17 protein-coding genes and 2 pseudogenes are annotated in these 26,194 nt (G+C 67.9%); 11 read left to right on the top strand and 8 right to left on the bottom strand.

All coding sequences use genetic code 11. From position 1 onward, the window contains the following. The first annotated feature begins 246 nt into the window (after positions 1 to 246). The 6 genes from RM423_RS17105 (at position 247) to RM423_RS17080 (ending at position 5,262) form a co-directional block, all read left to right on the top strand. Entirely contained in the window at positions 247 to 1,083 is an 837-nt protein-coding gene (locus RM423_RS17105) for a hypothetical protein (protein ID WP_311424256.1), read from the top strand. Continuing rightward, positions 1,080 to 1,970, top strand: coding sequence for a DNA cytosine methyltransferase (locus RM423_RS17100; protein WP_311424255.1), 891 nt, complete (start codon positions 1,080 to 1,082; stop codon positions 1,968 to 1,970). The genes RM423_RS17105 and RM423_RS17100 overlap by 4 nt, the downstream gene beginning before the upstream one ends. Then, the gene (locus tag RM423_RS17095) at positions 1,967 to 2,242 is read left to right on the top strand and encodes a helix-turn-helix domain-containing protein (RefSeq protein ID WP_311424254.1); all 276 of its coding nucleotides are present in this window, start codon (positions 1,967 to 1,969) and stop codon (positions 2,240 to 2,242) included. Before RM423_RS17100 ends, RM423_RS17095 begins: the two co-directional genes overlap by 4 nt. A gap of 74 nt (positions 2,243 to 2,316) precedes the next feature. Further along, positions 2,317 to 3,570: a tyrosine-type recombinase/integrase gene (locus RM423_RS17090; RefSeq protein WP_311424253.1), complete on the top strand. Its 1,254-nt coding sequence runs from the start codon at positions 2,317 to 2,319 to the stop codon at positions 3,568 to 3,570. Between the two features lie 306 nt (positions 3,571 to 3,876). Further along, complete coding sequence (locus RM423_RS17085; RefSeq protein WP_396327760.1) at positions 3,877 to 4,611, top strand: phosphotransferase family protein; 735 nt, start codon at positions 3,877 to 3,879, stop codon at positions 4,609 to 4,611. A gap of 282 nt (positions 4,612 to 4,893) precedes the next feature. Then, positions 4,894 to 5,262 (top strand): VOC family protein, encoded by a 369-nt coding sequence (locus RM423_RS17080; RefSeq protein WP_311424251.1) that lies wholly within the window; start codon positions 4,894 to 4,896, stop codon positions 5,260 to 5,262. Positions 5,263 to 5,512: 250 nt separating this feature from the next. Here the strand turns inward: RM423_RS17080 and RM423_RS17075 are convergent. Both RM423_RS17075 and RM423_RS17070 read right to left on the bottom strand, forming a co-directional pair. Beyond that, positions 5,513 to 6,827, bottom strand: a pseudogene (locus RM423_RS17075) (ISL3 family transposase). 544 nt (positions 6,828 to 7,371) lie between these two features. Next, positions 7,372 to 11,487 (bottom strand): helix-turn-helix domain-containing protein, encoded by a 4,116-nt coding sequence (locus tag RM423_RS17070; protein WP_311424257.1) that lies wholly within the window; start codon positions 11,485 to 11,487, stop codon positions 7,372 to 7,374. A gap of 67 nt (positions 11,488 to 11,554) precedes the next feature. Between RM423_RS17070 and RM423_RS17065 the strand changes: the two are divergent. The 5 genes and pseudogenes from RM423_RS17065 to RM423_RS17045 form a co-directional block, all read left to right on the top strand. Further along, positions 11,555 to 12,523 (top strand): annotated as a pseudogene (locus tag RM423_RS17065) (DUF6119 family protein); the annotation flags it as partial. Between the two features lie 67 nt (positions 12,524 to 12,590). Further along, entirely contained in the window at positions 12,591 to 13,271 is a 681-nt protein-coding gene (locus tag RM423_RS17060) for a DUF6119 family protein (RefSeq protein WP_311424250.1), read from the top strand. A 522-nt stretch (positions 13,272 to 13,793) separates the two neighbouring features. Next, positions 13,794 to 14,681, top strand: coding sequence for an IS110 family RNA-guided transposase (locus tag RM423_RS17055; RefSeq protein WP_311424249.1), 888 nt, complete (start codon positions 13,794 to 13,796; stop codon positions 14,679 to 14,681). Positions 14,682 to 14,833: 152 nt separating this feature from the next. After that, positions 14,834 to 15,079, top strand: coding sequence for a DUF2283 domain-containing protein (locus tag RM423_RS17050; protein ID WP_311424248.1), 246 nt, complete (start codon positions 14,834 to 14,836; stop codon positions 15,077 to 15,079). A gap of 442 nt (positions 15,080 to 15,521) precedes the next feature. Beyond that, a complete protein-coding gene (locus RM423_RS17045; protein ID WP_311424247.1) occupies positions 15,522 to 16,142 on the top strand; it encodes a response regulator in 621 nt (206 codons plus the stop codon). Between the two features lie 80 nt (positions 16,143 to 16,222). Here the strand turns inward: RM423_RS17045 and RM423_RS17040 are convergent, their stop codons facing one another. From RM423_RS17040 to RM423_RS17015, 6 genes are all read right to left on the bottom strand, one after another. Beyond that, positions 16,223 to 17,629: a serine hydrolase domain-containing protein gene (locus tag RM423_RS17040; RefSeq protein ID WP_311424246.1), complete on the bottom strand. Its 1,407-nt coding sequence runs from the start codon at positions 17,627 to 17,629 to the stop codon at positions 16,223 to 16,225. A gap of 166 nt (positions 17,630 to 17,795) precedes the next feature. After that, positions 17,796 to 19,463, bottom strand: coding sequence for a PucR family transcriptional regulator (locus RM423_RS17035; protein WP_311424245.1), 1,668 nt, complete (start codon positions 19,461 to 19,463; stop codon positions 17,796 to 17,798). A gap of 86 nt (positions 19,464 to 19,549) precedes the next feature. Beyond that, positions 19,550 to 20,656: an o-succinylbenzoate synthase gene (gene menC, locus RM423_RS17030; protein WP_311424244.1), complete on the bottom strand. Its 1,107-nt coding sequence runs from the start codon at positions 20,654 to 20,656 to the stop codon at positions 19,550 to 19,552. Continuing rightward, positions 20,653 to 21,588 (bottom strand): GNAT family N-acetyltransferase, encoded by a 936-nt coding sequence (locus RM423_RS17025; protein ID WP_396327756.1) that lies wholly within the window; start codon positions 21,586 to 21,588, stop codon positions 20,653 to 20,655. The genes menC and RM423_RS17025 overlap by 4 nt, the downstream gene beginning before the upstream one ends. 23 nt (positions 21,589 to 21,611) lie before the next feature. Next, a complete protein-coding gene (locus tag RM423_RS17020; RefSeq protein WP_311424242.1) occupies positions 21,612 to 22,781 on the bottom strand; it encodes a M20 family metallopeptidase in 1,170 nt (389 codons plus the stop codon). 1 nt (position 22,782) lies between these two features. Continuing rightward, on the bottom strand, positions 22,783 to 26,139 hold the full coding sequence (locus RM423_RS17015; protein WP_311424241.1) for a serine hydrolase: 3,357 nt from the start codon (positions 26,137 to 26,139) through the stop codon (positions 22,783 to 22,785). Between the last annotated feature and the right edge of the window lie 55 nt (positions 26,140 to 26,194).

Raw genomic sequence — 26,194 nt, 5'->3', positions numbered from 1 at the left:
TCACAAATTCCGAAGAACTATCGCAACGGAGCAGCCGCATGTCCCACCAGCCAGACACTCGGTTCCTGCCGAAGAAGCGGCACTCAAGCCCAACTCGCAACCGAACGAACCCGGGTGATGTCGTACTGGCCTCGACCGCGACCCGCACGGCCGGCCGTGCGCGCTCTGAGTCGTCGGGGCAGGCAGCGTGAGCGGGGGCTTCGCGGTGCTCTCCCTCGGCCGCGGCACGGCCGGGATGTGCCTCACATGACCGGCACCCCGAACCCGACGGTCCCGTTCGCTCGCCTGCACGGCCGGGCGTTCATCCCGACCGGCATACCCGGACCCTCGCGATCCGGGCGGCGGACTGGTACGCGCGGCACGTCGTGGCCGCCGCACGGAGCGATGCACGGCACCGCCGCGTACGCACTCCCCGCGCCGGAAGCTGTCCTCGCGACGCCGCCGACCGACGGGCACTGCCTGTCCACACCGGACACCTCACCAGAGGCGCCGAACGCGGGCAGCCACCGCCGCTCGCACACCTCCGGCCTCGGCAACCAGGTCCGGGCACTCATGCCCACCCCGCAAGCGAAACTGGCCGACGCTGGCCCCGACTACGCCCGCGCCACACGACCTGGCGCCGGGGCTGACGACCTCACCACGGCCGTCGCTCGCACCCTGCTGCCCACACCCCGGGCACGCGACGGCAAGGGCGCTGACCCCAACCCGAACGGGGTCGACCTCAACCAGGCCGTCGCGCTGCTGCCCACCCCGCGTGCCAGCGACGCGACCAAGGGCAGCCCGCACCAGCACGGCAGCTCCGGTGACCTCACCCTGAGCAGCGCGGTCCACCTGCTGCCCACCCCCACCGCGGGCGACGCCCGCGCCTCGGCGATCCAGACCGTGCAGCACTCGGGCCGGGCGATTCCCGCTGGGTGCGTCACGCTCACCGACGCCGCGCGGCTGCTGCCCACCCCGAGCGTCGCCGACGCCCTCGGCGGGCACCGGTCCCGCTCCGGCGCCCGCTCCCACGAACTTCTCCTGCCCGGCGTCGCCCAATCACTCGCCGGACCTACCGGGCGCGTCGGGGAGATGGAACGGTGAGCGTGACCGTCGGGTCACTGTGCACCGGCTACGGCGGACTCGACCACGCCACGCTCGCCGCATTCGGCGGCGGGCGGGTCGCCTGGGTCGCCGACCCCGACCCCCACGTCAGCACCCTCCTGCACACCCGGCTGCCAGGGGTGCCGAATCTCGGCGACATCCGCACCGTCAACTGGCACAACGTGCCGGGCGTCGACGTGCTGACCGCCGGTTTCCCCTGCCAGGACATCTCCGCCGCCGGCCGCAGAGCCGGCATCAAAGAAGGCACCCGCAGCGGACTGTTCTTCGACGTCATCCGCGCCATCCACACCCTGCGACCCGGCCTGGTGGTGATCGAGAACGTCGCCGCGCTGCGATGGCGCGGCGGCGGCCTGGAAATCGTCCTGGCCGAACTCCACCACGCAGGCTATGACTGCTTCTGGACCAGCCTGCGCGCCAGCGACATCGGCGCACCCCACCGCCGCGCACGCGTATTCCTGCTCGCCTGGCCCCGACACCCCACCACCACCCGCGCCCTCCGAACGGTTACGGGAACGCTGCATCAACCCCGACCACTCCCCACCGCACCGACCGAGGCGAACAGCAATATCGCGTGGGGCCCGTACGAGCCGGCGATCCGCCGCTGGGAAACCGTCCTCGGACGAGCCGCACCCGACCCGGTCGAACCCGGCCGGGCCGGACGACCCCGGCTCGCACCCAGGTTCGTCGAATGGCTCATGGGCCTGGACGACGGGTACGTCACCAACCTGGACCTGCCCCGCACCGCCCAACTGCGCATCCTCGGCAACGGCGTCGTCCCACAACAAGCCACCGCCGCCCTGCGCGCGCTGATCGCACACGCGCCGGCAACCGCCACCGGAGGCCACGCCCAGCAGGCGGCGGCGTGAACCCCCGCCCCACAGCCACCGCCAGTGCCAAGCCCGGCGAACCCGCAGCTGCCGACGCGGCCTTGCTCTACACCCCGGCCCAGGCGGCGCGGCTGCTGAGCGTGCCCGAGTCCTGGCTGCGCAAGCGGGCCGGGCAGCGGCTGATCCCCTGCACGTTCCTCGGCAAACACCTGCGCTTCTCCCGCCGCGATCTGACCGCGATCGCCGACGCCGGCGCCCGCCTACCCCGACCGACCACCATCGGCCGGCGAAACCGCTGCGCGGGGACTTGACCTTCCCGGCAGGTCGAGCGTGCATGGACGTCGGCGCCACCCGCGCCCCACACCACAACGAAATGAGGCACCACATGGCCTGGGCAGAACGCGTCAGCGCCCGCTCCTGGCGAGTCCGGTACTGGAAAGACGACGGCTCCGTCGGCTCGGTCTACGGCTTCACCACCAAGACCGCAGCCCAGGACGCCGCCGCAGACATGGAATCCGAGCAACGCGCCGGCATCTTCATCGACCCCCACCGCGGCAAGACCACCCTCGCCGACTGGGTGGATGACTGGCTGCCCGCCCTCGACGTCGACATCCGCACCGAGGAGAACTATCGCGGCATGCTGCGCCGCCACATCCTGCCCCGCTGGGGAGCCACCAGCCTCGCCGACATCTCGAGCATCAAAGTCACCGCCTGGGCCAAGACACTGCGCAGCGACGGCCTCGCCCCGGCCACCGTCTCCGGGATCACCAAACTGTTCACGATGATCCTTGCTGACGCCGTCGCCGAGCGGCTCATCGCCTACAACCCCGCCCAGCTACGACGCCGCGGACGCGGCCGGACCGGCCGCCCCGCCGAGAAGGTCTGGGCCACCCCCGAGCAGGCGCTCGCCGTCGCCGACCAGGCCGCGGACTGTTACCACCCGTGGGGCGCGATGCTCATCGCCACCGCCGCCTGGACCGGGATGCGCTGGGGCGAAGTCACCGGCCTGCACCGCCGCAACGTCCACCTCGACGGCGGGTACCTCACCATCAACCCCGACACCGGCACGCTACACGAAAGCGCAGGCGGCAAGCTGTGGCTCGGCCCGCCCAAGAACCCCACCTCCGCACGCCGGATCACCCTCCCCCCGTTCCTCATCCCCCTGCTACGCCGCCACCTCGACCAGGTCGACGCCGAATACGTGTTCGTCACCCCCGAACGGCAATGGCACCGCCGCAGCAACTTCGCCCGCCGCGCCACCCGACCCGCCGCCGACGGCACCCCCACCCGCAGCCGCACGCTGACCGAACCGACCGCCGCCGCGACGGCCGAGGCCACGGACACCGGTACGACCCGTAACGGGCGGCCAGCCAAACCCGCCGTCATCGCCGAGCCAGTCGTGCCCGGGCTCACCTTCCACGGCCTGCGACACAGCCACAAGACCTGGATGATCGCCGACGGCCTCCCCGAGATCGCGCAATCCCGCCGACTCGGCCACATTCTCCCCGACAAAATCCAAGAGACCTACTCCCACGTCGCCGACGAAGTCGAACACCGCCTCCTCCAAGCCCTACAAGACCGCTGGGACAAGGCCATCGCCAACTCGTCGTGTGATGACGCCCCGTGGCGGCACACCTGAGCCCGGCCTGCGTCAAGGGTCACCAGGGGCGTCGGCGGTGGCAGACGCGAGGTCCGTCGTTCTGCTGGGCCGGCCAAGCAGCCAATACAAGCCAACTTGCCGACGACCTGCGGGGCCTATTCGCGCTCGCTGAGTAGAAGGGTGAGTTCCTTGATCACGCCGGTCACCGTCTATAACGACGTGTGTGCCGAAGGAGAACGTCCCACGTCTGTCAGATTTGTGCCGCTCGAGCGGGCCGCGTACAACCGCGCGCAGTAGGCGGTAAATCCGGTGACGTCAAGGATCATCCCCGCGATGATGGGCGACGTGAAAAAGGTCGAGGTCGTCGTTGCCCATCATGACTGCGCGACCGTGCGCGTCGGTGACGTGTTCCTGAAGATCGACGCTGATCAGCGGCGCACCGACGTCGAGGTCCAGGCGATGGCGATGGCGCCCATCCCGACTCCGGAGGTCCTGTGGCGAAAGCCGCCGGTGCTCGCGCTCGCGGCCCTGTCAGGGACGGCACTCGGCCGCCTCGGCGAGCCGTCGACCGCGTCACCGGCGGCCTGGGCCGACGCGGGTGCCGCCGCCCGGATGCTGCACGACGCGCCACTGCCGCCATGGCCCGGCCGCAGCCCTGACGAGCTGGAATCGCAGCTCGATGACGCATGCGGGTGGCTCGTCACGAGCGGCGTCCTTCCCACCACCGAGGTCATGCGCAACCGCCGGATCGCTGAAGCTGCGCTCCGGCCGTGGACACCGGTATTCGTGCACGGCGACCTGCAGGCCGCACATGTATTCCTCGACAAGGACGAGATCACCGGCGTGATCGACTGGACCGAAGCAGGCCGGGGCGATGCCCTATTCGACCTCGCCACCCTGACCCTCGGACACCAGGAGCACCTCAACGACGTCCTCACCGGCTACGGCAGCGACATCGACCTCGACCTCGACGTCATCCGCGCCTGGTGGTCATTGCGAAGCCTGCGGGCGATCCGCTGGCTGGTTGAACACCGCTTCGACCCAGCGCCAGAAGTCGCCGTTCTGAACTCCCAGCCCTGAGGCCGGCGCAAGGCTCACAGCTACGACTACCGTAGGCGCACTGAGCCGGCCACCCTTCGAGATGCCGTCCTCCGCTGGCCCTCATCCGATCATCCGCCTGTGCGCTACCGCGCTCGCATGCCGCGGTATGTACGTCAGCCGGCGCTTTGGACCTCCGAACCGTCGATCTGTTCCCCCAACACTCGTGCCGACAGTCGCGCCGATGGATTTCTCGGCGCGCGGTGGGCTGACTCTGGGGGACGCACCCAAACACGTCGTCGACGCGTGGCAGAGTGTCTGACCATGGCCCTGGCTCGAATGCGATCTGTCGTTCTGGATTGTCCCGATCCCCGGTTATTGGCTGATTTCTATCGGGCTGTTGTTGGCGGGGAGATCACCGCCGCCGAGGACAACTGGGTCGTCCTCACTGTCGACGGTCTGCGACTGCCGTTCCAGCTCGCTGAGGAGTTTGCTCCGCCAACCTGGCCGACGGGCGAGCGGCCACAACAGTTTCACCTTGACGCGACCGTCGACGATGTCGAGGCGGTAGAGCCCCAGGTGCTTGGCCTGGGAGCAACGAAGCATGCGGTGCAGCCGGGCGAGGCGGCGGGCGACACGTTCCGCGTCTACCTCGATCCGGCTGGCCACCCGTTCTGCCTGTGCTGGGACTGAGTTAGTTCGTTCGGCGGTCAGCTTGTCGCTGCCGCGCCGCTAAGACGCTTACGAGGTCCGGGGCCCGCGGCGGCCACTCGAAACGATCACGCCGCGGACGCGACTACTGCACAATCCGTCAGCCTCATCCCTCCGCGCTTCGGACTTGAGCGTCCGACCGTTGGCTCGCCGCATGCACCGGCATGCCATAGCCGTCGATCTGCGCAGGCGGAACTCCCTTCGAACGCAGCACAGATGATCCTTAAGGGGCTCATCCGGATTGAGGGTGTAGTCGCGGTCTGAAGCCGCCGGTCTCGAGTAGTGATCTTGCGATGTAGTTAGGTGAGGTTGCGGAAGCCGAGGGCGGAGCCTCGGAGGTGTTCCAGGCGCCAGATCGCCTCGGTGGGCCCGTTGCTGGTGCCGGGGCGGTCGAAGTAGGCCAGGACGTCGGCGGCTCGAGGTTTGAGCGTGCGGCCGAGGGTGATCAGCTCGGTGAGCTGTCTCGGGACACCCGCGCTGATCGAGGTGATCACCGCGGTCACGGCCTTCTTTGCGGCCGCACGGTCGGGGTCGCGGTAGGCGGCGACGATGCGCTGGTAGGTGCCCCAGGTGGCCTCGGCTTCGACGTGCCGCTGGTCGGCGAATACAGCGCTGAGGCGGGCACGTTGCTTGTCGGTGAGCAGGTCCGCGCCGGTGCGCAGCACCCGGCGGATGCCGTAGAGCGGGTCACCGGTGCGGCCGCGGTGTCCGCAGGTCTGCTGCTGGACGCGTTGCCGGGCGCGGTCGAGCGCGTCGCCGGCCAGTGCCACGACGTGGAAGGGATCCATGACGGCGACCGCGTCGGGCAGCTGTTCGTCGGCGGCGGTCTTGAAACCGGTGAACCCGTCCATCGCCACTACCTCGATCCCGTTACGGAACCGAGGTGTCTGGGCTTGCAGCCAGCCCGTGAACACCTGCTTGGAGCGGCCTTGCACCATGTCCAGCAACCGCGCCGGCCCAGCGCCGTCTCGCACCGGGGTCAGGTCGATGATCACGGTGACGTACTCGTCGCCACGGCGAGTGTGGCGCACCACATGCTCATCGACGCCGATCACCCTGACGCCGTCGAGACGGTCAGCGTCGTTGATCAGCACTCGCTTTCCTTCGGCCAGGACCGCGTCGTTGGCGGTGTTCCACGTGACCGCGAGAGCTTCGGCGACCCGGGCGACCGTCAGGTGCTGACACACGATCGCCTCCAACGCCCACCGCAGCGCCCGACGCGACAGCTTCGCCCGTGGCTCGGCCGCCCGGCTGGTGTCCTGCCGCCACACGTGACGACACGACACGCAGCCGAAGCGACGGATCGTGACCAGCAACGTCGTCGGCCGCCAACCGAACGGCTCGTGAGCCAGCTCGCGGGTGACCGTGTCCCGCGCAGCACCCTCGCCGCCGCAGCGTCGACACCACCCATCGAACTCACCCTCGACGACACGGCAGGCCAGCACCGCACGATCAGCATCCAGACGCTGACCCACAACCAGCAGACCCAGCTCATCAAGCCGACAGAACGAGTCCAGATCAGGACAAACGAAGGTAGCGTCAGGCACGTCGAGGTCTTCCGGCTGGGCAGCGTGAGAACTTCCATCATCGGAAGACCTCGACCCTCACCCCCGCACCGACGCGCCCACAGCTACACCCTCAATCCGGATGAGCCCCTTAACGCCGCACGACAGAGCGCACGGCAATCGTTCCTCTCCTCGTACCGACAAGCGTTTGGGCTCGGGGAAGCGAAGGACATTGTCAGCAGCAGGGACCGACCCGCGTAGCGATTGGTTATATTGGCCGCCTCGGGAGGGCGATAACCGTCGATATCGCGCCCGCACTCGCGCTACCCAGGCCGCACAGATCGACGGCTCGATGCTTTCCCGGGCGCCAAATAAACCGCGCCGCTCAACGCGGGCGGCGGCGCCGTCCCGCAATCAATCCTTACTTGTTGTGCCTATCAACTCGGCCGGGTCTCATCGTCCCCGCGCAGGACGCACATGACAAAGGAACCTCAGGCATCGGGCGCCTAGATACCACGCCGCCACAGCACGACCAGACCAGCGACCAAGACAAAGATGATGATGGCGGCGGTGTCGGCCGTGAGGATCACCAGTCCCTCCCGTCGTATCGTGGCTCGTCCTGACGCTCCGCGAACCTCATCCGGTTCTCGACCGCATCAGCGAGTGAGCTGTAGAACCGGCTTTCGACCGAGCCACGTGCCAGCTCGGAGGCGAGCTGGCGAGCCTTATCGCGCTCCTGCACGTCTTTGGCCGGAGGCTCTCCGGACCACATCGTGAAGACGCCATAGTTTGTTGGTAGAAGGGCGTTTGCCACCAGCTTACCCGTCGCCTTGCTATGGGAGTCGGCGCGTCGTAGCAACTTGGATACGACGTCGACTTGGCTGAGGAGAACGGCGACCGGAGCGTGGCCAATGATGCGCGCGACCGCCACCAGTTTCTCTTCGGTGATCGGCTCGCTAAGGTTGATGAGTGTAACCAACGCTTGGTCGTTCCAGCCACCGGCAACGAGCTTGAACAGGTCGGCCGCGTCGTCCTGCATGAAGTAGTGCTTCCGGTCGTGGCCTCGCTTCGTCATCCACTCCCGAACTTCGGTGAGACAGCGCGCGAGTTCGTTGGTCTCGTGGACTTTCAGCGTTGGGTCCCAGTGATACGGCAACGCGTCGTAGTTGTAGTCCTGCCGCCTGGCGCGCTCGTCAACGCGCGCCATGAGGAACTTGGTGACACGCACGGGGTCGATCGCCGAGAGCTGACTGATCGCGTTCGTTAGCTGGTACTCATTCAGGTTCGCGCAATCCAGGAGCTGCTTAAGAACGCTCCTCCGGAGGGGTCTGTCGGTGTCGGACCACGACAGCGGAGCACCCGGACCGAACGCAGTGAGCCCCTCGGCGGCGATCGTTGGATTACCTCGGAACTCGATCTTTGAGAGCAGGTCGAGGGCTGCCGCCTTGTCGACGACCCCGATGAAGAAGACTGCCCGCCCAGCTGACGCACGGACGTTGTCGTTCGAATGAGCTGCCATCTGACCCAGAAGCTCGGCCTCGCCCGGCAAGGTCGTGCTCCGGCGACCACGATTCCATGACAGCGCAATGGCGGCCGCTGATTGGAGTCGCGCGTCGTCCCCACGCAGCATGGACGCGGCGAACTCGATGGCTCGTGGGTCATCGGCGTTGGCGAGCGCTCCCAGCGCAAGCTGCGCGTAACCGCGCAGCTGCGGGTAGGCACCGGGGTCCGCGACCAACCCGCATAGGGCTGTGGCAGCAGAGCGGTTGAATTCAAAGAAGTCAGCTAGGAAGCGTCCGGCGCTACTGTTGCCGGTCGAGGTGTCGTGCTCGATTTGGAGCCGACGTTCGAGTTGATCGAGAACCTCTCGCTTGGTCTGGTCGGTCGAGATGACCTCCGCGACTCGCCGGAACTCTTTGACCCGCGCGGCATCGGCCTCCTCGAAGCTCAGGCCGCTCCGCATCGCCATATGACCCCAGCCATCGTGAAGACACAGCGCAAGATCGTCCTCCGGCGTCCGTACCAGCGCATCCAGCGTTGCCTGAGCGGCCGCCTTCGTCGCGACAATGTTGGAGTGCTCGGCATGCCAGCCGACCGCCTGGCGGATGGCGATGCGTACCGCGGGGTCGTGGGCAGGATCGGCACCGATCTCACCGAGGCGCTCGATGATCGGGACAAAAGTCGCCCCCCAATCCTCGCGTTCAGAGAGGCTTGGTTGCCGGCCAAACATGCCCATCGGGAACCTGATCGCCTGCTCTAGAGCCTTGATCGCCCGATCGGCAGCCAACACGCCCTCGCCGACCGCCTGTTCGAAGGCCAGCTCTACTACCCGATCCCGTACATCCCGTACCGACGAGGGATCGATCCCGTAGGTCCGGAACGTCAGCGTGAGATCACTCGACGACTCATCTGTTCCTTCGGTCGCGAGGATCGGATTCATGACCTCAAGAGGCGACAACTCGGATGTGGAGTCCAACCATTCAGTCGCGGCGTCGACAACCTCGTGGATGTAGACGAACGGCTTACCGGTGCCGAGGTCTGCGATGTGCTGCAGGACCCGCAGCGGGTGGTCGGGGTACTGGTTCGTCGGCCGAGTGTCCTCTTGCGCCAGCGACCAGAGAATCTCAAGCGCGGGGCGCAAGTGCTCCAGGTGGTACGCCACGTTGCGCAGCACCGGCACCGTAGCCTGAACCACGTCGATGCGGGTTGCCGCCCATTTCCACTCCGAGCTGCTCACGTCCGGTTGCTCGGGTACATCGAGCGCGAGGACATCCTGCACCAATCCCAGCGCGCGGTCCGGTTGGTAGTAGGCGATCTTGGCAACGAGTTTGAGGAGCGACACCTGCTGGTCGAACGAGCCCCCGAGCACCTCTGTCCGCAAGGTCTCCCACAGACTGCCAACCATGTCGGCCTGCGCCGGACGACCGTCTCGGACCTGCCAGTCCATGCGGGATGCATTGACGAGCAAATGTTGGAGAGGAGCGCCAGAGGCCGCCTCTTGGGCGCGCGAGGTATACGTGGTCGCGCGTTCTGACCTCGTGTCGTAAGCGGCCTGCCCGAGCAAGATGTCGCCAAACATGTCGGGCACAACTCGGACAGCGTTCGTTCGGCGACGGAGGACTAGTCCGGCGTCCTCAAGCTCGTAGATGCGGCCGTTGACCACGTCCCACGACTCGATCTTGGTCACGGTGGAGATGGCGGCAACAAAGTCGTCATCGTCCAGCCTCACCGGTTGGTACGCGGCAATGGCCGTGAGAACATCCCGACGTTGGGCCGCCTCCGCGCCGGTCGTACCGCCGGTCATCTGGACGGAGAAGCGTTGGAAAACCTCGTCGCGCAGAGCGGCATCCGAGGCCAGCGTCATGCCAGCGAGTTCTCCCCGCTTCAGAAGATCGGCCGCGACCACGGCCAGGAACGGGCAATCAGCGCTGATGGCCGCGAGTTGCTTGGTGAACGGGTCGGTCGCGGGGCGGTCGAGGAGGCCGGAGACTAGCTCGATGGCTTCGGTCTGAGTTAGATCGTCGAGCTTCCACGTCGCCGACGGATCGAACTTCTGGTTGAGCGCCCACACCTCCGTTTGCAGTTGGGTCTCGCCGTACGGACGCGACGCGAGCAGGAAGAGTGCGTCGGACCGGAACTGCCAGAGTTGGGAGACGGTGCCGGCGATGCGATCGACGGCGTGCGCGTCATCAAGGACAAGGATGAGCCGACCAGAACGAGGCAAAAGCTCGAAGTCGGACGGTGTCGGTTGCTGGCCGACCGCCAGGAAGCGGAAGTTGACCTCGGACTCGTAGTGACGAGTCGCAACCTCCCACAGAAGCTTGGACTTCCCGAGACCGCCACGGCCATACATGACGCCCACCGGCCATGACGCCGCACCCGTCGCCCATGCCGCCATCGCTTCGACGAGCGTCTGACGGCCAATCAGAGGCTGACGATGATCCAGCGGTGTCCGAGGCGACGGACGGTAAAACTCGTCCGCGGTCATCCACGGACTCGCCGGCTTGATCCCAAGGAACGGCTCGACGTGACTCGGGAAGTAGGTACGAACGACCTGATGTGCGACGTCGGGCGAGAGCTGCCGGATCATCCTCGACAGATCGGCCTGGTCCCACATCTGCCAGTGGGCGTGCCTATCAACTTCGAACCTGGCGGCGGCCGTCACCGTCCGCCCAAGAGCGATGACCGACTCATCGACCGCTAGTTCGGCCTCGCCGATGGCCTTCATGACCTTGGCCGGACCGAAGCTCTCCTCACGCTTGCACTGGATGCCAATCCGCTGACCGTCCGCGGTTACGACCAAGACGTCGTAGCCCTGCTGGTCATCTCCTTGACCGCCAAGCTGTGCGACCTGACTGCCCGCGAAGTGTCGGGCGGCCAAATCGGCAACGAGGCGCTCGAACTCGTCGGCGGTGAGTCCGGCGTTGAATGGCAAGACCGGCGCGAGGGGGCGAACCGGGAGCGACGGACTAGCGGGTGAAACCGCCGTGACCGCCTCAATCGGCAGCGTCGACACCTGATCGGAGTCGGCAACGGCAAGCTCATCCGCATCGAGATTGAGGATGTCAGCCAACTTGGCGCGTTTTGCCGCCCTCGGCTGGGCGACTCCCTTCTCCCAGTTGCTGACCGTCTGCTGACTCACGCCTACGAGCGCAGCTAAGGCCTCCTGGCTTAGGGCTAGGCGGACACGGGCTCCTTCCACTCGGGCCGCAAAAGATTCCACTGCCCAATCGTACCAGTTAAGTCTGGTAGTACCAGATCAAACTGGTATGGTGACCGCTTTGAGTCTTCGACACGATGCGAAGTTGCGGGGGAAAGCGATGCCGGCACTGACGTGTTACCGCATCCGCCCGTTCGTCGACGGCGCGGTGGTGTCCGACTTCGACACGCTGCTGGCCGATGAAGCGGCCAGCCGTGTGGTCCGCTCGCCGGCGCTGCGGCGCCCTGGCTTCACCGCCGTCGTGTACTCGGCTCCGACCCAGACGCACGTGCCGGGCTGGGCGGCGTTCCTGCAGCAAGGGTTCGCCGATCTCGCGCTCGGCCGCAGCGGGTCGCCCTCGGCGCTGCTGGTCGTCCGAATCCGCGACCCGCGCTACCGCCGCCGGTCGGTGTTGTTCGCGTTCGCGTTCGGACCGATGGGCCGGCATCTGCTGCGTGCCGATGCCTACGAGCGCGGGTACGGGCTGCGGGCGTCACTGAACCTGATGTACCCGCGCGGGGCGGATGACAGCGCGCGGCTGCGGGCGGTGGACAGCAAACGTCGAGGCCCGACCGTGCTGCGCTCGCGCGATCAGTCCAGCGATCTCGCCGACTTCGAGGTGTTCGACGTCAACCGTCTGCGCGATGTCGTTAGCAAGGCGCACGGGCTTCCCGCCGATCACGCCTCCTGGGGCCGCCGTGTCGGTGGCGGTGACTCCGTGACCCTCAGTTCTGATATCACCATCGGCGAGATTGGCCGGTTGTGCCGCGACATCGAGACCGCGAGCCGCCGCGTTGACTACAATGACCGGTTCAGCTGGATCGATGACCTGCAACCAGTCACCGACCCGATCATCAGGCCGGAGCTCGAGGAGGCGGTCGTCGCGGATCTGCGTGCCGGGGACACCACCCGCGTCTCCCTGGCCCCACCAGAGATCGTCGACTGGGACCAGGTCGTCGGGTTCCGGTTCCACTTCGACCGTCCCCAGGGCCGAGCCCGCGCGGCGGTCATCCGGCCCGACCTGCGGCTGCTTGACTACCTGACGGGCCTGTTCCGCTCGCTCGACCCCGACGAACTCGACGCCGAGTGGCTGCCGCCCGAAGAAGGTGCACGCGGTCGACGAGAACGGCGACAGCACGTACCAGTGGGGTATCTGGCGGTGCCTAGTCGCCGAGATCCAGCACGGTGGCTGCACCTACGTCCTGGACGAGGGCGACTTCTACCGAGTCAGCAGCGACTACGTGGATGAACTCGACCGTGCGATCAGCGCGATCGCGCCTTCCAGTCGAGTGCTAACGCCTACCACCCGCACTACCGTCGAAGGCGACTACAACATCGCCGCCGCCAACGATCCGGCGCTGCTGCTGCTGGATAAGCAGACCGTCCGCATCCCTGCCCGGACCACCGCGATCGAGATCTGCGACCTGTTGAGCACCGATCGCCAGCTCATCCACGTCAAACGGCACTTGGGCTCGGCCGACCTCAGCCACCTCTTCGCCCAGGGACTGGTGTCGGCCCAACTTCTCCAGTCCAGCGTTGACTTCCGGCGGGCAGCCCAACAGAAGATCCGCGAGGTTCGCGGCACCAAGTCCGGGTTCACCTTCATCACCGAACAGCCGATCCAGACGTCGCAGTTCGAGGTGGCCTACGCAATCGCCGAACGATGGAACGGGCGCGCGCCGGTCGATGCGTTGCCGTTCTTCAGCAAGGTAAATCTGCGCGAGGTCGTCGCTCGGCTACAGGAAATGGGCTTCCGCGTGACACTGAGCAAGATCGACGCGCACTGAGGAGCGAGGCGGTGTATGTAGGCGCGCTAGGCGTTCCGGGGACCGACGCTCGGCCGCGATTCCGATCGTTCCCCGACACCAAGCCCGCAACGAGATCCGAATCAGTTGTTCCTGCTAACGCCGCGCCGATTCAATGGCGAGAGAGTCCGAAACGGCCGTGGACGGACGGCGATGGCCGCGCGTACTCGGTCGAGGGGGATGACCCACGCGCGCAATCGTTGGTCTTCAGACCGCGCATATCGACGTCGCGGCCTTCGTCATGGCGACGAGCGGGCCCGCGCATAGTCGGCAACTTGTTTTACTCGACACTGGGAGCCTGGGAGCAGCACCCTCAGGCGTTGGACCTGGTCGGGCTCGCTCGCGAATCGGCTGCCGTCGTCCTGGTGGCGTTCTGGCTCACGAACGGCCTGCGGCCCGTCCGGGTCCACCCCGTGAGGTTGTGGCTCAAGAGAGGTTTGCTCTGCCGGTAGTTGCATTGCCCTCCTCGCCAAGCCCTGTCCGATCGATTCAGTAGGTGAGAGCGTGGATGACGATGTGATGATCAGCGTCGACCCGCACAAGGCGAGCAACACAGCGGCGGTGATGGATCCGGTCACCAAGGTCATGATCGCCACTCAGCGGTTCGCGAATACCACTGCCGGCTACCGGCAACTACGCGAGTTCAGCGGGCGCTGGCAGCAACGGCGGTGGGCGGTCGAGGGATGCCACGGCGCCGGCCGGTCCCTGGCGCAACGTCTGGTCGGCGACGGCGAGCTCGTGCTCGACGTGCCGGCCAAGCTGGCAGCCCGAGTGCGGGTCTACTCCCAAGGCCACGGCCGCAAGACCGATGTCGATGACGCGGTCTCGATCGGCCTGGCGGCGCTGAACAGCGGCGGCGTCGCCGCCGTCCGCGCCGACGGCACGCTGACGAGCCTGCGGCTGCTATCAGACCGCCGCGACGAACTCGGCGCGCTGCGCACCCAGGCCGTGTGCCGCTTCCATCGCCTGCTCGCCGAGCTCACCCCGGGCGGCACCCACCGCGGTCTCAAAGCCAACAGAGCCCAGCAGCTGCTGGACAAACTCCGCCCCGAGGACCCCGTGGCCCTCGTCCGCCTGCACCTTGCCCATCAGCACCTCGACGACATCCGCGCCCTTGACGCCAAGATGAAGACGATCCGCGGCCAGATCGAAGATCTCGTCGCCAGCACCGGCTCTCACCTCGCCGACCTCTACGGCGTCGGACCGGTCATCGCCGGGCGCATCCTCGCCGAGGTTGACAGCGTCGAGCGGTTCCCCACCAAGGACCACTTCGCCTCCTACAACGGCACTGCGCCGATCGACGCCTCCTCCGGAGAGCAAGTCCGGCACCGGCTCTCGCGAGCCGGAAACCGACGTATCAATCACGCCCTACACATGATGGCCGTGACCTAGATCCGCCAGCCGAACAGCCCCGGCCGGGGCTACTACGAACACAAACGCCTCGAGGGCAAGACCCCGAAAGAAGCACTGCGCTGCCTCAAGCGACGACTCTCCGACGTCGTCTATCGCCAGCTTCTCGCCGACCAAGCGAGCAGAATCAAGGCGTGCGGATCACCTACGACCGAGACGCCAACGCCGCCTACATCCACCTCACCGGCGACGAACTCGGCGCCGGCCGCGACACCGTCATCGCAGCCGCCCCGCAAGGCAGCAGCGCGACAGCAATCCTCGACTGGAAAGACGGCCGGCTCGTCGGCATCGAGGTCCTCGACGCCGACCAAACGCTCCACCAAGACCTCCTCGACCAAGCCGAAGACACCAGCACAGCTAGATCAACGGCCACCGCTTGACAGAGAGGAGCCGTTCTCGAGCGCCATGGTTCAAAGGCGCGATCGGCAAGGTGCCAGGGCCCCCGTAGCTCCACGGCGCAACGCCTCGACACCTCGACGCCGGCAAGGTTGAACTTCGACTAAGGGCGAGGGGTCCGAAGTCGACTGGATCTTGCCGAGCTGGACGAGCCACCGGCGTCCTGCCGGCCCCGGTGATGCAAGCCGACATCACGGCGACTGCTCCCGATTGCTGACCCTGTTTCGCCGAGTTCCTGACCCTGTTGAAAGGTGGCAGAAACCCATGCTCCAGTTTCGCTCCAGTACCGGCGAGTAACACGGACGAATCGGGCGCATGTGTAATCAGACATAAGGCAAGATTCCGGACGCATACACCGGCTTAAACCGGTCTAAATCGAGTGGTGGAGCTGAGGGGACTCGAACCCCTGACCCCCACACTGCCAGCGTGGAACGCATCGACGGCTTCGAGTGCGTCGGCGAGGCACATTCGGCTGCCGATGCGCGCATGCTGATCGAACAGCAGCGACCGGACCTCCTGATCCTGGACATCTACCTGCCTGATGAGGACGGTCTCAGCCTGCTGCGTTCGCTGACCGCGGCCGGGCAGCCCCCCGACACGATCTTCATCACGGCCGCGCGCGATCTGGAATCCGTTCGAGCGGCGATGGGCCTGGGCGCGGTGTACTACCTCGTCAAGCCGTTCGGCTTCGCGCAACTGCGGAACCAGCTCGAGTCGTACCGGCAGTGGCGCGAACAGGTATCGTCGGCTGGCGGTGGCCAGGCCGACCAGGCGAGAATCGACAACCTGTACAACCTCTTGCGCGGACCGTCACCATCGGATGCGGCCAGACTCCGACTACCCCCGACAATGACCAAGATCCTTCAGGTGGTTCTCGATTCGGCTGAGCCGATGGCGGCGTCCAGGGTGGCGAGCACGGTCGGGGTCAGCCGGCCGACCGCCCAGCGCTACCTCACTGACCTACAACGTCGTGGGCTGGTCGTGCTCGAGTTGGAGTATGGCAACACCGGCAGGCCGGTGCACCGCTACCGAGCAGCGCCGCGCTGAGGGTTCGTGCGTGCCGTGGCGACGAGCACGAGGGAGAAGCGACCGTCCAGCTCAGGAAAGTCCTACTCAGGAAGTTCTACTCAGGACACCAGGCTCGTCGCCTTCGTGGCCAGGCGGCCGCCCAGATGGACACCGTTCACGTTGCCGGCGGCATCGCGTGAGAAGTAGCCCTTCATGCCCTTGGCCGGCCCGTCCGTGATGACGTAACGGTCCCCCGCCTCCGACAGCATTCCGAGCGGCAGGTCCGGCTGCGGCTCGTCGGGATCCTGCCCCGCTTCGCGAAGCGTCTCGGCCATCTCGGGCTTGACCTTGATACGCGCTACCAGCTGACCGTCCTGGATGGCGACCTCGCAGTTGATCACGATGGTTTCGTAGCTACCGACGTACGGGGCGAGGGCATCGTTGCTGAGGCGGACCGGCTCCGGTTCCCGCTCGGTGACGCCCACGTAGTGCTCGAGCGCCCACTTTCGCAGCTCGTCGTTGAACTTCGGCCCGTTGGGACCGCAGTTGGTCATGGAGATGAAGGCGAAACCATGCTCGGGGGACAGGACGAACTCGGAATGCTGGCCGACCGTCGTGCCGCCATGGGTGACCAGCCGCGTGCCGTCGACGTCGCGCAGCAGCCAGCTGATGCCGACGTGATCACCGATCGCGCTGCCCGGCATCGACACCGTGGGCTGTTGCATCCGCCTGAGCGACTCGGCGCTCAGCAGTGAGGTGCCGTCCGGTGTGCGCCCGTCGCCCAAGTGAAACCGGGCCCAACGGATCTGGTCGACCGCTGTAGCGACCATGCCACCGGCCGGGGCGTTGCCGCGCGGGATGGCCCACACGCGGGCCGGCGCGATGGTGCCGTCATCCTCCTGGGAGTGCCCCACCGCGAACCGGCGCATCATGATCTCGGTCATGAAGAACAGCGTGTCGTCCATGCCGAGCGGGGACAGCACCAGCTCACGCATGGCGGCCTCGTACGTGGTGCCGGTGATCTTCTCGATGATGCGCCCCGCAACCGACAGCGAGGCGTTGTTGTAGGACACCGTCGCGCCCAACGGCGCGACCTGCCGGATGTTCTTCATGAGCGCGACGTAGCGCTCCAACGCGTCGTCCCCGTCGCCGGTGTTGTCGGACAGGTCGCCCTCCCACCCGGCGGTGTGGTTGAGCAGGTGCAGCACGGTGACCTGGCGCGCGACGTCCTCGTCCTGCAGCGCGAACTCCGGCAGGTAACGGCGCACCGGCGCTTCGAGCTCCAGCTCGCCGCGCTCCATCAACAGCATGATCGCCGTCGCGGTGTACGTCTTGGCGGTCGAGCCGAACTGGAACAGAGTGCCTTCATCGACGGGTAACGGGTTCTTCGTGCTCGTCACTCCGTGGTAGGCATACTGCTCCGCGCCGTCGATCACCACACCCACCGAGACGCCGGGCACCTCGAGCTCGGTCGCCAATTCCCGCACCCGCTCCACGAGCGCATCCTGTTGGACTGGTGGTGTCACAGCTTCTCCTCGACGTTGCGATCGCCGGCACACAAGCCGACGAGCTGACCCGGGTGGCACTGGTGGCCACGACGCCGATTCAGCGCTGGCTCAATGGTGGGACCGGGGCGCGATGCGGGATATGTGCGTCGCGCAGAAGGCATCCGGCGGAGTTGGTTCCCGGCTACTAACCGTCGGTCACAGCCTTCAGCGAGATGACTTTGAGTTGGAGCATGGCCGCGAACCGCGCATCCGGATCACTGAGATCGATGCCGCCCACCTGTCCGAGCCGGCGTAGCCGGTAGCGGAAGGTGTTGGGATGGACGTAAACCGAGGCCGCTGCCGCCGCGACGTCGCCGAAGGCATCCAGCCAGGCGCGCAGCGTCTCGACGAGATTCGTGTGGTGCTGCTCGTCGTAGTCGAACAGCCGGGCAAGGGGGCCTGTCGGCTCGTCGCCGCGCGACATGACGAGGTCGCGTAGTTCGAGTACGAGCGACTCGACGTGGACGTCGGCCAGCCGAGCTACCCGTTGTGCTCGGTGCCCCGTGCGCAAGACCCGCAGCACGCGATCGGCACTGGACCGGGCATGCGGGAGCTGTGCGGCGTCGAACACGACCGGCCCGACGCCGACCACCGCGCTGACCCGCTCGCCGATGCGGTCGATGAAGTCCCTGGCGATCCGCACCGCTCGTACCTCGCCATCGACCTGGTCACCCTGCACAGGCACCAGCCCATAGGCGACGTCGCCGACCAGTGCCGCGGCACAACGGGGATGCACCGCGCTGAGGTGCATGGCCAGCGCGTCGGCGAGGCGCTGTCGCTCGGTCGCCAGGCTGGTGTCGCCGTCGATGGACGGCTCGTCGTCCGCACGATCGAGAATTGCCAGCGCCAGCAGCACAACCGGCTGACCGGAGAGCCCGAGCCGATTCAAGGCCTCCCGCGCGCCGCCCCCGCCTTCGAGCGCGGTGCTCACCAGATCAGCGCGCAACCGGCGCTCGACGTCGGCACCGGCGCGGATGCGCAGCATGTGCAGCGCAACGAGCTTGGCGGCCTCACGCAGAGCCTGCGAGCGCTCTTCGCTCAGCGGCTCGCGCACCGCGGCCCAGATCGAACCGAGCACCTCGTCGCCGGCGCGGACCGTAACCGCAACGCGCGGCAGGGTGAACTCGTCCGAAGAGAGTGGAATCGGTTCGATGTACAACGGCTCGTCGTTGCGATAGAGGTCGCGGAACACTCCGCGTTCGGTCAGCAACCGCGAGAAGCGCTCGGGGACCTGCCGGCCGAGGATGGTCTCGACCCGGGAAGCGTCCGCTTCGTCCTGCCGGCCGGAGAAGGCCAGCACCCGCGAGCTCCGGTCCTCGATGGTGACCGGGGCGTCGAGCAGCGCGGCGACCGCGTTGGCCAGCGCGAACAGATCGCCGGAGGGCATGCCGCCCAGGGTCTCGGGTCCGTCCACGCCGACGTCACCCTCGGCGAGCAGCGCGCGAAGCATCGCCGCGACCTGTGCCCAGGACGCGCCGCGGGTCAGTGCGAGCACGGCGACCCCCGAGCTTTCGGCGGCGGCGGCGACCACGCCATCGACCGGTACCGGAGCACGCAGGACGAGAGCCACCGCCTCGTGCGTGCCGAGTTCATCGAGCAGCAGGGCGATCTCGGCTGGATCCTGCAGCCCCACACCGAGCACCAGCGCATGCCGCGGCAGGACGGGAGCATCGACCGGGTCATGGATGACGATGCCGCCGATGTCTTCCCGACTGTCGGATTTGCCGTGTACGAGGTCGAGCAAGGTTGCGCCGAGGTCGTCGATCACCCGACCGAGGCTGGCACGTGGGGTGATGTTCACCGAGGCAAGCACCTCCTGACCGTAGGAGTCTCGGAGGCAGCCTAGTTGGTGGATCGTCACAAGGGTGGGAGCGAACTTGGTCCGTTCGGATGGATCCCTCAGAGCGGCAGCCACTCGGTGCTGGTAGTGACGGCAGCCAGCTCAGCGGCCAGCGGCTCCACACCGATCCCGGGCCCGGTCGGCACGTCGAGCTGACCCTCCCGTACGACGAACGGAGTGGTGATGTCGGTGCGGTAGTAGCGATCCGATCCGGAGGTGTCACCGGGCAGCGTGAAGCCGGGCAGCGCGGCCAGCGCCAGGTTCGCGGCCCGCCCGAGTCCGGTCTCGAGCATGCCACCGCACCACACCGGGACGCCGTGCGCGACGCAGACGTCGTGGATGCGCCGAGCTTCCAGGTAACCGCCCACCCGCCCCGGTTTGACGTTGACGATCGCGCAGGCTTGCAGCCGGATCGCATCGGCCGCGGTGCGCGCCGACGTGATGGACTCGTCCAGGCAGACCGGGGTGCGAATCTGTCGAGCCAACTCGGCATGGCCGAGCAGGTCTTCCTCGTCCAGCGGCTGCTCGATCAGCAACAGGTCGAAGGGGTCGAGCAGGGCCAGGTGCCGAGCATCACCGACGGTGTACGCGGTGTTCGCGTCCACTTGCAGCAGCAGTTCGTCGCCGAAGCGCTCTCGCACCGCAGCCACCGGGGCCACATCCCAGCCCGGCTCGATCTTCAGCTTGATGCGCGCGTAACCCGCGTCGAGATAGCCCGCCACCGCGTCGAGCAGTTCGGGGATCGAGCTCATGATGCCGACGGAGACTCCGCACGGGACGCGCTCGCGCACCGCGCCGAGTTCGCGCGACAGGGGGCGGCCCTCGGCCCGCAGCTCAGCGTCGAGCACGCCCATCTCCAGCGCGGCCTTGGCCATCCGATGGCCACGGAACTTCGCGAGCGCCGGCGCGACGGCATGGGCATCGAGGCGGTCGGCGGCGGCCAGCGTGGGGATGAAGTAGCGCCGCAACACATCCGCTGCCGCATCGACGTACTCCGAGGAGTACAGCGGGTCCGACATGGCCACGCACTCGCCCCAGCCTTCGGCGTTGCCGGTGACGACGCGCAACAGCAGGGCATCGCGGCTGGTCTGGGTTCCGAACGAGGTACGGAACGGTGCCACCAGCGGCATGGTTATGCGTCGGAGCTCGACGCCTGTCAGCTTCATCTACTGTCCCCACTCGCTGTGTTCTGCCGGTGCAGGACGTACCAACCGGCGCGGTCGAATCCGGTGACGAGGGCGCCCTCTGCGATGAGGTGCCCGAGCACCTCACGCACCGCAATGCGCCAGTCCTTGGCGCATCCCGGATCGCTGAGCCGCAGTGCTTCGATGTCCGTGGGTACCCCGACGAGCACTGTCTGGGAGTCCGGCGTGCCGAGCACCGGACCACCGAGCGGGGAGACGTCCAGCGCGATCGTGGCACCGGATGCACGCTCGGTGCCGGCGTCCGCGGCCGTCGAGGTGCCGGCGCAGGCCGCGACCACGGACGGGGCGTCGAGGTGCCAGCGCACCAACAGCCGATCGCTGTCGTCACCGCCATTGATGGCGTCGTGCATGCCGCCGTAGAAGTTGGTCAGGTACTCCGCGGGTCGTGCCGCCAGCTTGACGAGGTTGAAGTAGGCATTGCGGCGTACCAGCGGGTCGAACGTCCAGGCCACTGTCGAGGCGCCACGCACCATCGACCACGCCCGCTGGTGCAGCTTGAGCGCGAAGCCGACGTTCCGGCCGCGAGCCGCGCCCGGGACACCCGCGATGTGGCTGTGCAGCGTCCCGTCCGCCGGGGCACCGAAGAAACCGACGCACGCACCCACCAGCGCGTCGCCGTCGAAGGCGCCCGCCACGTAGTTGCCGGCCTTGCTGAACGCGCGGAGCAGTTCGCTGGTCACCGGCGGGTTCTTCGGTTCCGGCCGCCAGATGTCGGCGTACAGCCGGTACACCGCGTCGAGTTCGCCGAGCAGGCTGATCTCTCGGACCTGCACACCGGCCGCGCGCGCCGCCGCATCGGCAGCCCGCACAGCCGCATCGGGAGCTCGGGCAGCCACGTCGGCGCCGAACGGCGTGCCGGCGGCGTCGCAATGCAGATCAGTCACAGGCTCCATGCTGGCCCACCCGCCGGTTCCGGTCATGGTTGGTTCGCACCAGAGGTGTGGTGGGCATTGGTGGTCCGCGACGTGAGCACATCGGCCAGCAGTGCGGCCAGCAACGCCGCACGGGGGGCAAGCTCGGACACCAGGACGTGCTCGTCGTCGGCGTGCGCACCGCCGCCCACCGCGCCCAGGCCGTCCAGCGTCGGCGTTCCCACTCCCGCGGTGAAGTTCCCGTCCGAGGCCCCTCCGACGGAGGCGCTGGTGAGCGGTGGCAATCCGAGCCGGTCGGCCACCTCCACGGCGCGCCCGAACAGCTCGGCGGAGGCGGCGCGCTCCAGCGGCGGACGGTTGGGGCCACCGCTCAGCTCGATGCGGGCGCCCGCGACCACCGGTTGCAGCGCGCGCATGGCCGCGTCGACCCGCAGCTGCTCGGCCACCTGGCGCACCCGCACGTCGACGCTGAGGCACCCCGCGCCCGGAACAGTGTTGGAGGTGGTGCCCGCCGAGAGCAGGGTCGGTGTCACGCTCGTCCCTCGATCGGCGTCGGCCAACGCGCAGACCGCGAGGATCTGGTGCGCCAGCTCGGTGGTGGCGTTCACGCCGCGCTCCGGCTCGAGCCCGGCGTGCGCCGCGCGGCCCCGCACACCGACCTCGTACAGCGACACCCCCTTGCGTTCGATCTTGACCGCACCGCCGTCCGCGGACGCCTCGAGCACGAACGCGGCGACACACCCGGCCGCCTCGGCCTCGATGAGCGCACGTGACGTCGGCGAGCCGACCTCTTCGTCCCCCGTGATCAGGAGCGTGACGCCGGACGGGTCGGCCAGCGCGGCGATCGCGTGGAAGGCCATCACCACGCCTGCCTTCATGTCGAAGCAGCCGGGCCCGCGCAGCACCCCGTCGATGATCGAGAACGGATGACTGGCCAGGGAGCCGATCGGCCAGACGGTGTCGTGATGGCCGAGCACCAGGACCCGCGACGGCCCGGCGCCCACTCGCCACCGCAGGTGGGTGCGTCCGGCTATGACGATTCGTTCGGCCTCCACACCCAACCGGGCGGAGCCGACCCGGGCCACGACCTCCGCGCTGGCCGCCACCGCGGCCAGGTCAGCGGACGGCGACTCGCACGCAACGAGCGTTTCCAGGTCGCTCAGCATGCCCGGCAACATCGATTCCAGCCGGTCGAGGACGGCGGGCAACGCCATCTCAGTCGACCTTCGGAGTAGCCCGCGCGCCGAAATGGAGGTACCGCTGCCCGTCCTGCAGCGCGTAGAAGGTCACCGGTGTCCAGGTCTGAGCGCCGGGATCGCGAATCGCGAACAGGTCGCCGGTCGAGTCGACGGGTGTCAGGTCGAACTCCTCGACGGTATCGGGCATGAGCTCGGCGAGGGGGCCGGTGACGGTCACCCGCAGCACCGGGGTATCGGCGCGCTCGAGCACCTCGATCCGCGCGCCGGCTCGCTCGTAGGTGCCCACGTGCCGATGGACGTCCACGCTCGGTGGCTGCGCGGGCGGCGCCAGTGGCAACGGCATCGCGACGTCGGCCAGTTCGGCGAAGATCTCGCGGAACAGGTCCTGATACAGGTCGCGGGCATCCCCCCCGTTGGTGAGCAACGTGACCGCGAGCCCCTGCTCGGGCAGCAGCCGCAGGAACGCGGCCTGGCCGATGGTGTTGCCGTCGTGGCCGATGAGGCGATGCCCGTTCCAGAGGAACCGGATCCATCCCAGGCCCCAGGAATCTCCCAGGGTGTGCTTGTCCGGCAGGTCCGCGTGCTTGTCCGTCATGGCCGCTGCCGCCGTCTCGCTCAGGACCTGGCTGCCGTCCGGGGCTCGCCCTGCGTTCAGATGCAGCCGTGCGAAGGCCAGGACGTCCGCGGCGGTGGAGCTGATGATGCCAGCCGGCCCCAGCGAGCGTGGCAGGCCCCAGACCGGCGCCCTGGCCGGCTCGGCGGTCCCTTCCGCGGTGTGGCCGATGGCTGAGCGGTACAGCAGCACGTCCTCGGGCAGCGTCCCGGTGTGCCCCAGGGCGAGCGGGACGAAGATCCGCTCGCGCATCGCCTGATCCCAGGTCGTCCCGGTCAGCTTCTCGACAACTCGTCCAATCAGCGAGAACCCGGAGTTGCAGTAGGACCAGGTGGCACCCAGGGGATGGTTCTGTGCCACCTCGTCGAGCCGGGCGACGTACTTCTCCAGGCAGTCGTCCCCGCGACCGGTGTCGGTGAAGACATCACCGTCGATGCCGCTGGTATGCGTGAGCAGGTGCCGCATGGTGACCTGCTTGGTGACGTCGGGGTCGGCGAGGCGCAGCTCCGGAAGGATCTCGGCGATAGGCGCGTCGAGGTCCAGCAGCCCCTCGTCCACGAGTTGCATCACGACCGTCGCCGTCCACACCTTGCTGATCGAGCCGATCTGGAACAGCGAGTCCGCGGTCGTCTGAACACCGGTGTCCTTGTTGAGCAAGCCGAAAGACGCCTCGGTCAGCTCGTCGCCGCCGCCGGGATGTACCCGCAGGATTCCCAACGAGGCACCGGGAATCCGATGCCGGGCGGCCAGTACCGCAAGCCGGCGCTGCCAGTGCGCGGCGTCGATATGCGGCCGGCGAACACTGCCCGCATACTGCTCGACCCACTCGACCACCCGCCGGTTGAAGTCCAGTCGATGCGACGGCGCGCCGTCGAGGATGAACAGATGCGACGCCCCCGGGTACAGCACCAGCCGGGTCGGCACACCCTGCTCTCGCAAGGCGGTATGCCACTGCTGGGCCTGACCGACCGGGCACCGCACGTCATCAGCGCCGTGCAGGATCAGCGTCGGCGTCTTCACCTGCTCGACCTGGGCGAGCGGCGACATCGACTCGTAGCGCGACCGTTGCACCCAGGGCAGGCCGCCCAGCTCGTACTCGGCGAGGAAGTGCCCGGAGTCCGACGTGCCCGCCATGCTCGTGACATCGCTGACCACGCCACCGGCGACGGCCGCCGCGAACCGGCTGTCACGACCGGTCAGGTAACAGGTCATGAAGCCGCCGTAGCTGTACCCGGTGACCGCCAGTCGTTTCGGGTCAGCGAGGCCCTCGGCTACCAGCTCGTCCAACGGTTCGAGGAAGTCCTTGGCATCAGCGAGGCCCCATTCGCCCAGCGCGGCGTTGTAGAAGCTCTCGCCGTAGCCGTCACTGCCGCGCGGGTTCAGCAACAGTACCGACCAGCCACGGGCGGCAAGCTCCTGGTGATAGAGGTGAGCGTCATCCGCCGCGCCGTTCCACGCGTTGTGCGGGCCGCCGTGAATATCGAGCAGCAGCGGCTGAGCCGAGTCCGCATCCGGGTCGCGGATCAGCCAGCCCTGCACGGCGGTGCCGTCGGAGATCCTGAACGTGCGCTCGGTCCGCGGGTACAACTCGGTCTCCGCGTGGTTCGCGCCATGGGCGGTACGCACGGTCTCGGCGCCCGATTCGAGGTCCACCGTGACGATCTCCCCGAACGAGGTCGGCGTGCTCAGCACGATTGCGGCCGTCGTCCCGGCCACGGCCAAACCCGACACGTTGCGCCCGTCTCCGCCGAGCACCAGTCGCGGCTCACCACCGTCGACGGCGACCGCGTACAGGTGGGTGCACCCCTGGTCCCGGACGCAGAACAGCACGGTGCGACCGCCGTCGACCAGCACCGGCACCGCCCCCGGGTAGCCCGGACCGCCGGGCATCACATTGCGGTCCAGCGACGCGGCCAGGTCGGTGACGGCGCCACCGTCGACCGCGACCCGCAACAGGCCGGCGTGGCCGACCGGCGCGCCGCGGTAGCCGACGACGAGCAGGTCGGCACCGTCCGCGGTCCAGACGGCCGGGCCGGCCGCTCCGTCGGCCAAGCCGACCGGCACCGGCGTCGCCTTGGGGTCGTGCACATCCAGGACGTACACCGGTGCCCGGAAGGTCAGGTCGGCGCGCGCATCCATTGCTGCGGCAAAGGCCAGCTTCGCACCGTCCGGTGACCACGTCGGGTCCCCGGCGTGCCAGTCCCCCTCGGTCACCTGGCGGCACTGCTTCGTCTCGAGATCGAGGACGTGCAGCTGCGTGCGCATCGTCCGCAGCAGGCCGGCTCCGTCGGCCTGGTAGTCCAGCCGGTCCGTGACGATCGGGGCGCTCGACCGCCGGGCTCGGGCCGCGTCGTCCTCGCCCGGTACGGCGGCGAGGTCGACCGGCGCGCCGAAGGCGATCCTCCTTCCGTCGGGACTCCATACCGGCGTGCCGGCCCCGAGCGGCAACGTCGTCAGCTGCTCGGGCTCACCGCCGCCGGCCGGCAATCGCCACAGCTGCCCGAGGCCGTCCTCGGCACGGACGAATGCCAGCTGCGTCCCGTCCGGAGACCACCTCGGCGACGAGTCGGAGCCACCGCGGCTGAGTTGCCGGGCCACACCGTCGGCGGTCCGAACCTGCCACAGGTTGCGCACGGATCGATCGGTGTCCAGGTCGCTGGTGCGGAGCACGTACGCGATCTGCGCGCCGTCAGGCGACAGCGACGGCTGCTCCGGCCGCGCGAGATCGGTCAGATCATCGATGCGCATACGTCTGGTCACGACTGGCTCCTGGTAATAGGGCTTTTAATAGGGCTGGGGATGGAGTGTGCGCCGG

The sequence above is a fragment of the Jatrophihabitans lederbergiae genome (assembly GCF_031845305.1).
Taxonomy (GTDB): domain Bacteria; phylum Actinomycetota; class Actinomycetes; order Mycobacteriales; family Jatrophihabitantaceae; genus Jatrophihabitans_A; species Jatrophihabitans_A lederbergiae.
The sequence above is the reverse complement of the archived record's forward strand: the minus strand, read 5'-3'. Positions and strand labels throughout refer to the sequence as shown.

What these genes read in the sequence shown, in the direction of transcription:
- RM423_RS17105 (WP_311424256.1), top strand. Translation starts at nt 247, where the DNA reads ATGACCGGCACCCCGAACCCGACGGTCCCGTTCGCTCGCCTGCACGGC.
- RM423_RS17090 (WP_311424253.1), top strand. Translation starts at nt 2,317, where the DNA reads ATGGCCTGGGCAGAACGCGTCAGCGCCCGCTCCTGGCGAGTCCGGTAC.
- RM423_RS17080 (WP_311424251.1), top strand. Translation starts at nt 4,894, where the DNA reads ATGGCCCTGGCTCGAATGCGATCTGTCGTTCTGGATTGTCCCGATCCC.
- menC (WP_311424244.1), bottom strand. Translation starts at nt 20,656, where the DNA reads ATGAAGCTGACAGGCGTCGAGCTCCGACGCATAACCATGCCGCTGGTG.
- RM423_RS17025 (WP_396327756.1), bottom strand. Translation starts at nt 21,588, where the DNA reads ATGGAGCCTGTGACTGATCTGCATTGCGACGCCGCCGGCACGCCGTTC.
- RM423_RS17020 (WP_311424242.1), bottom strand. Translation starts at nt 22,781, where the DNA reads ATGGCGTTGCCCGCCGTCCTCGACCGGCTGGAATCGATGTTGCCGGGC.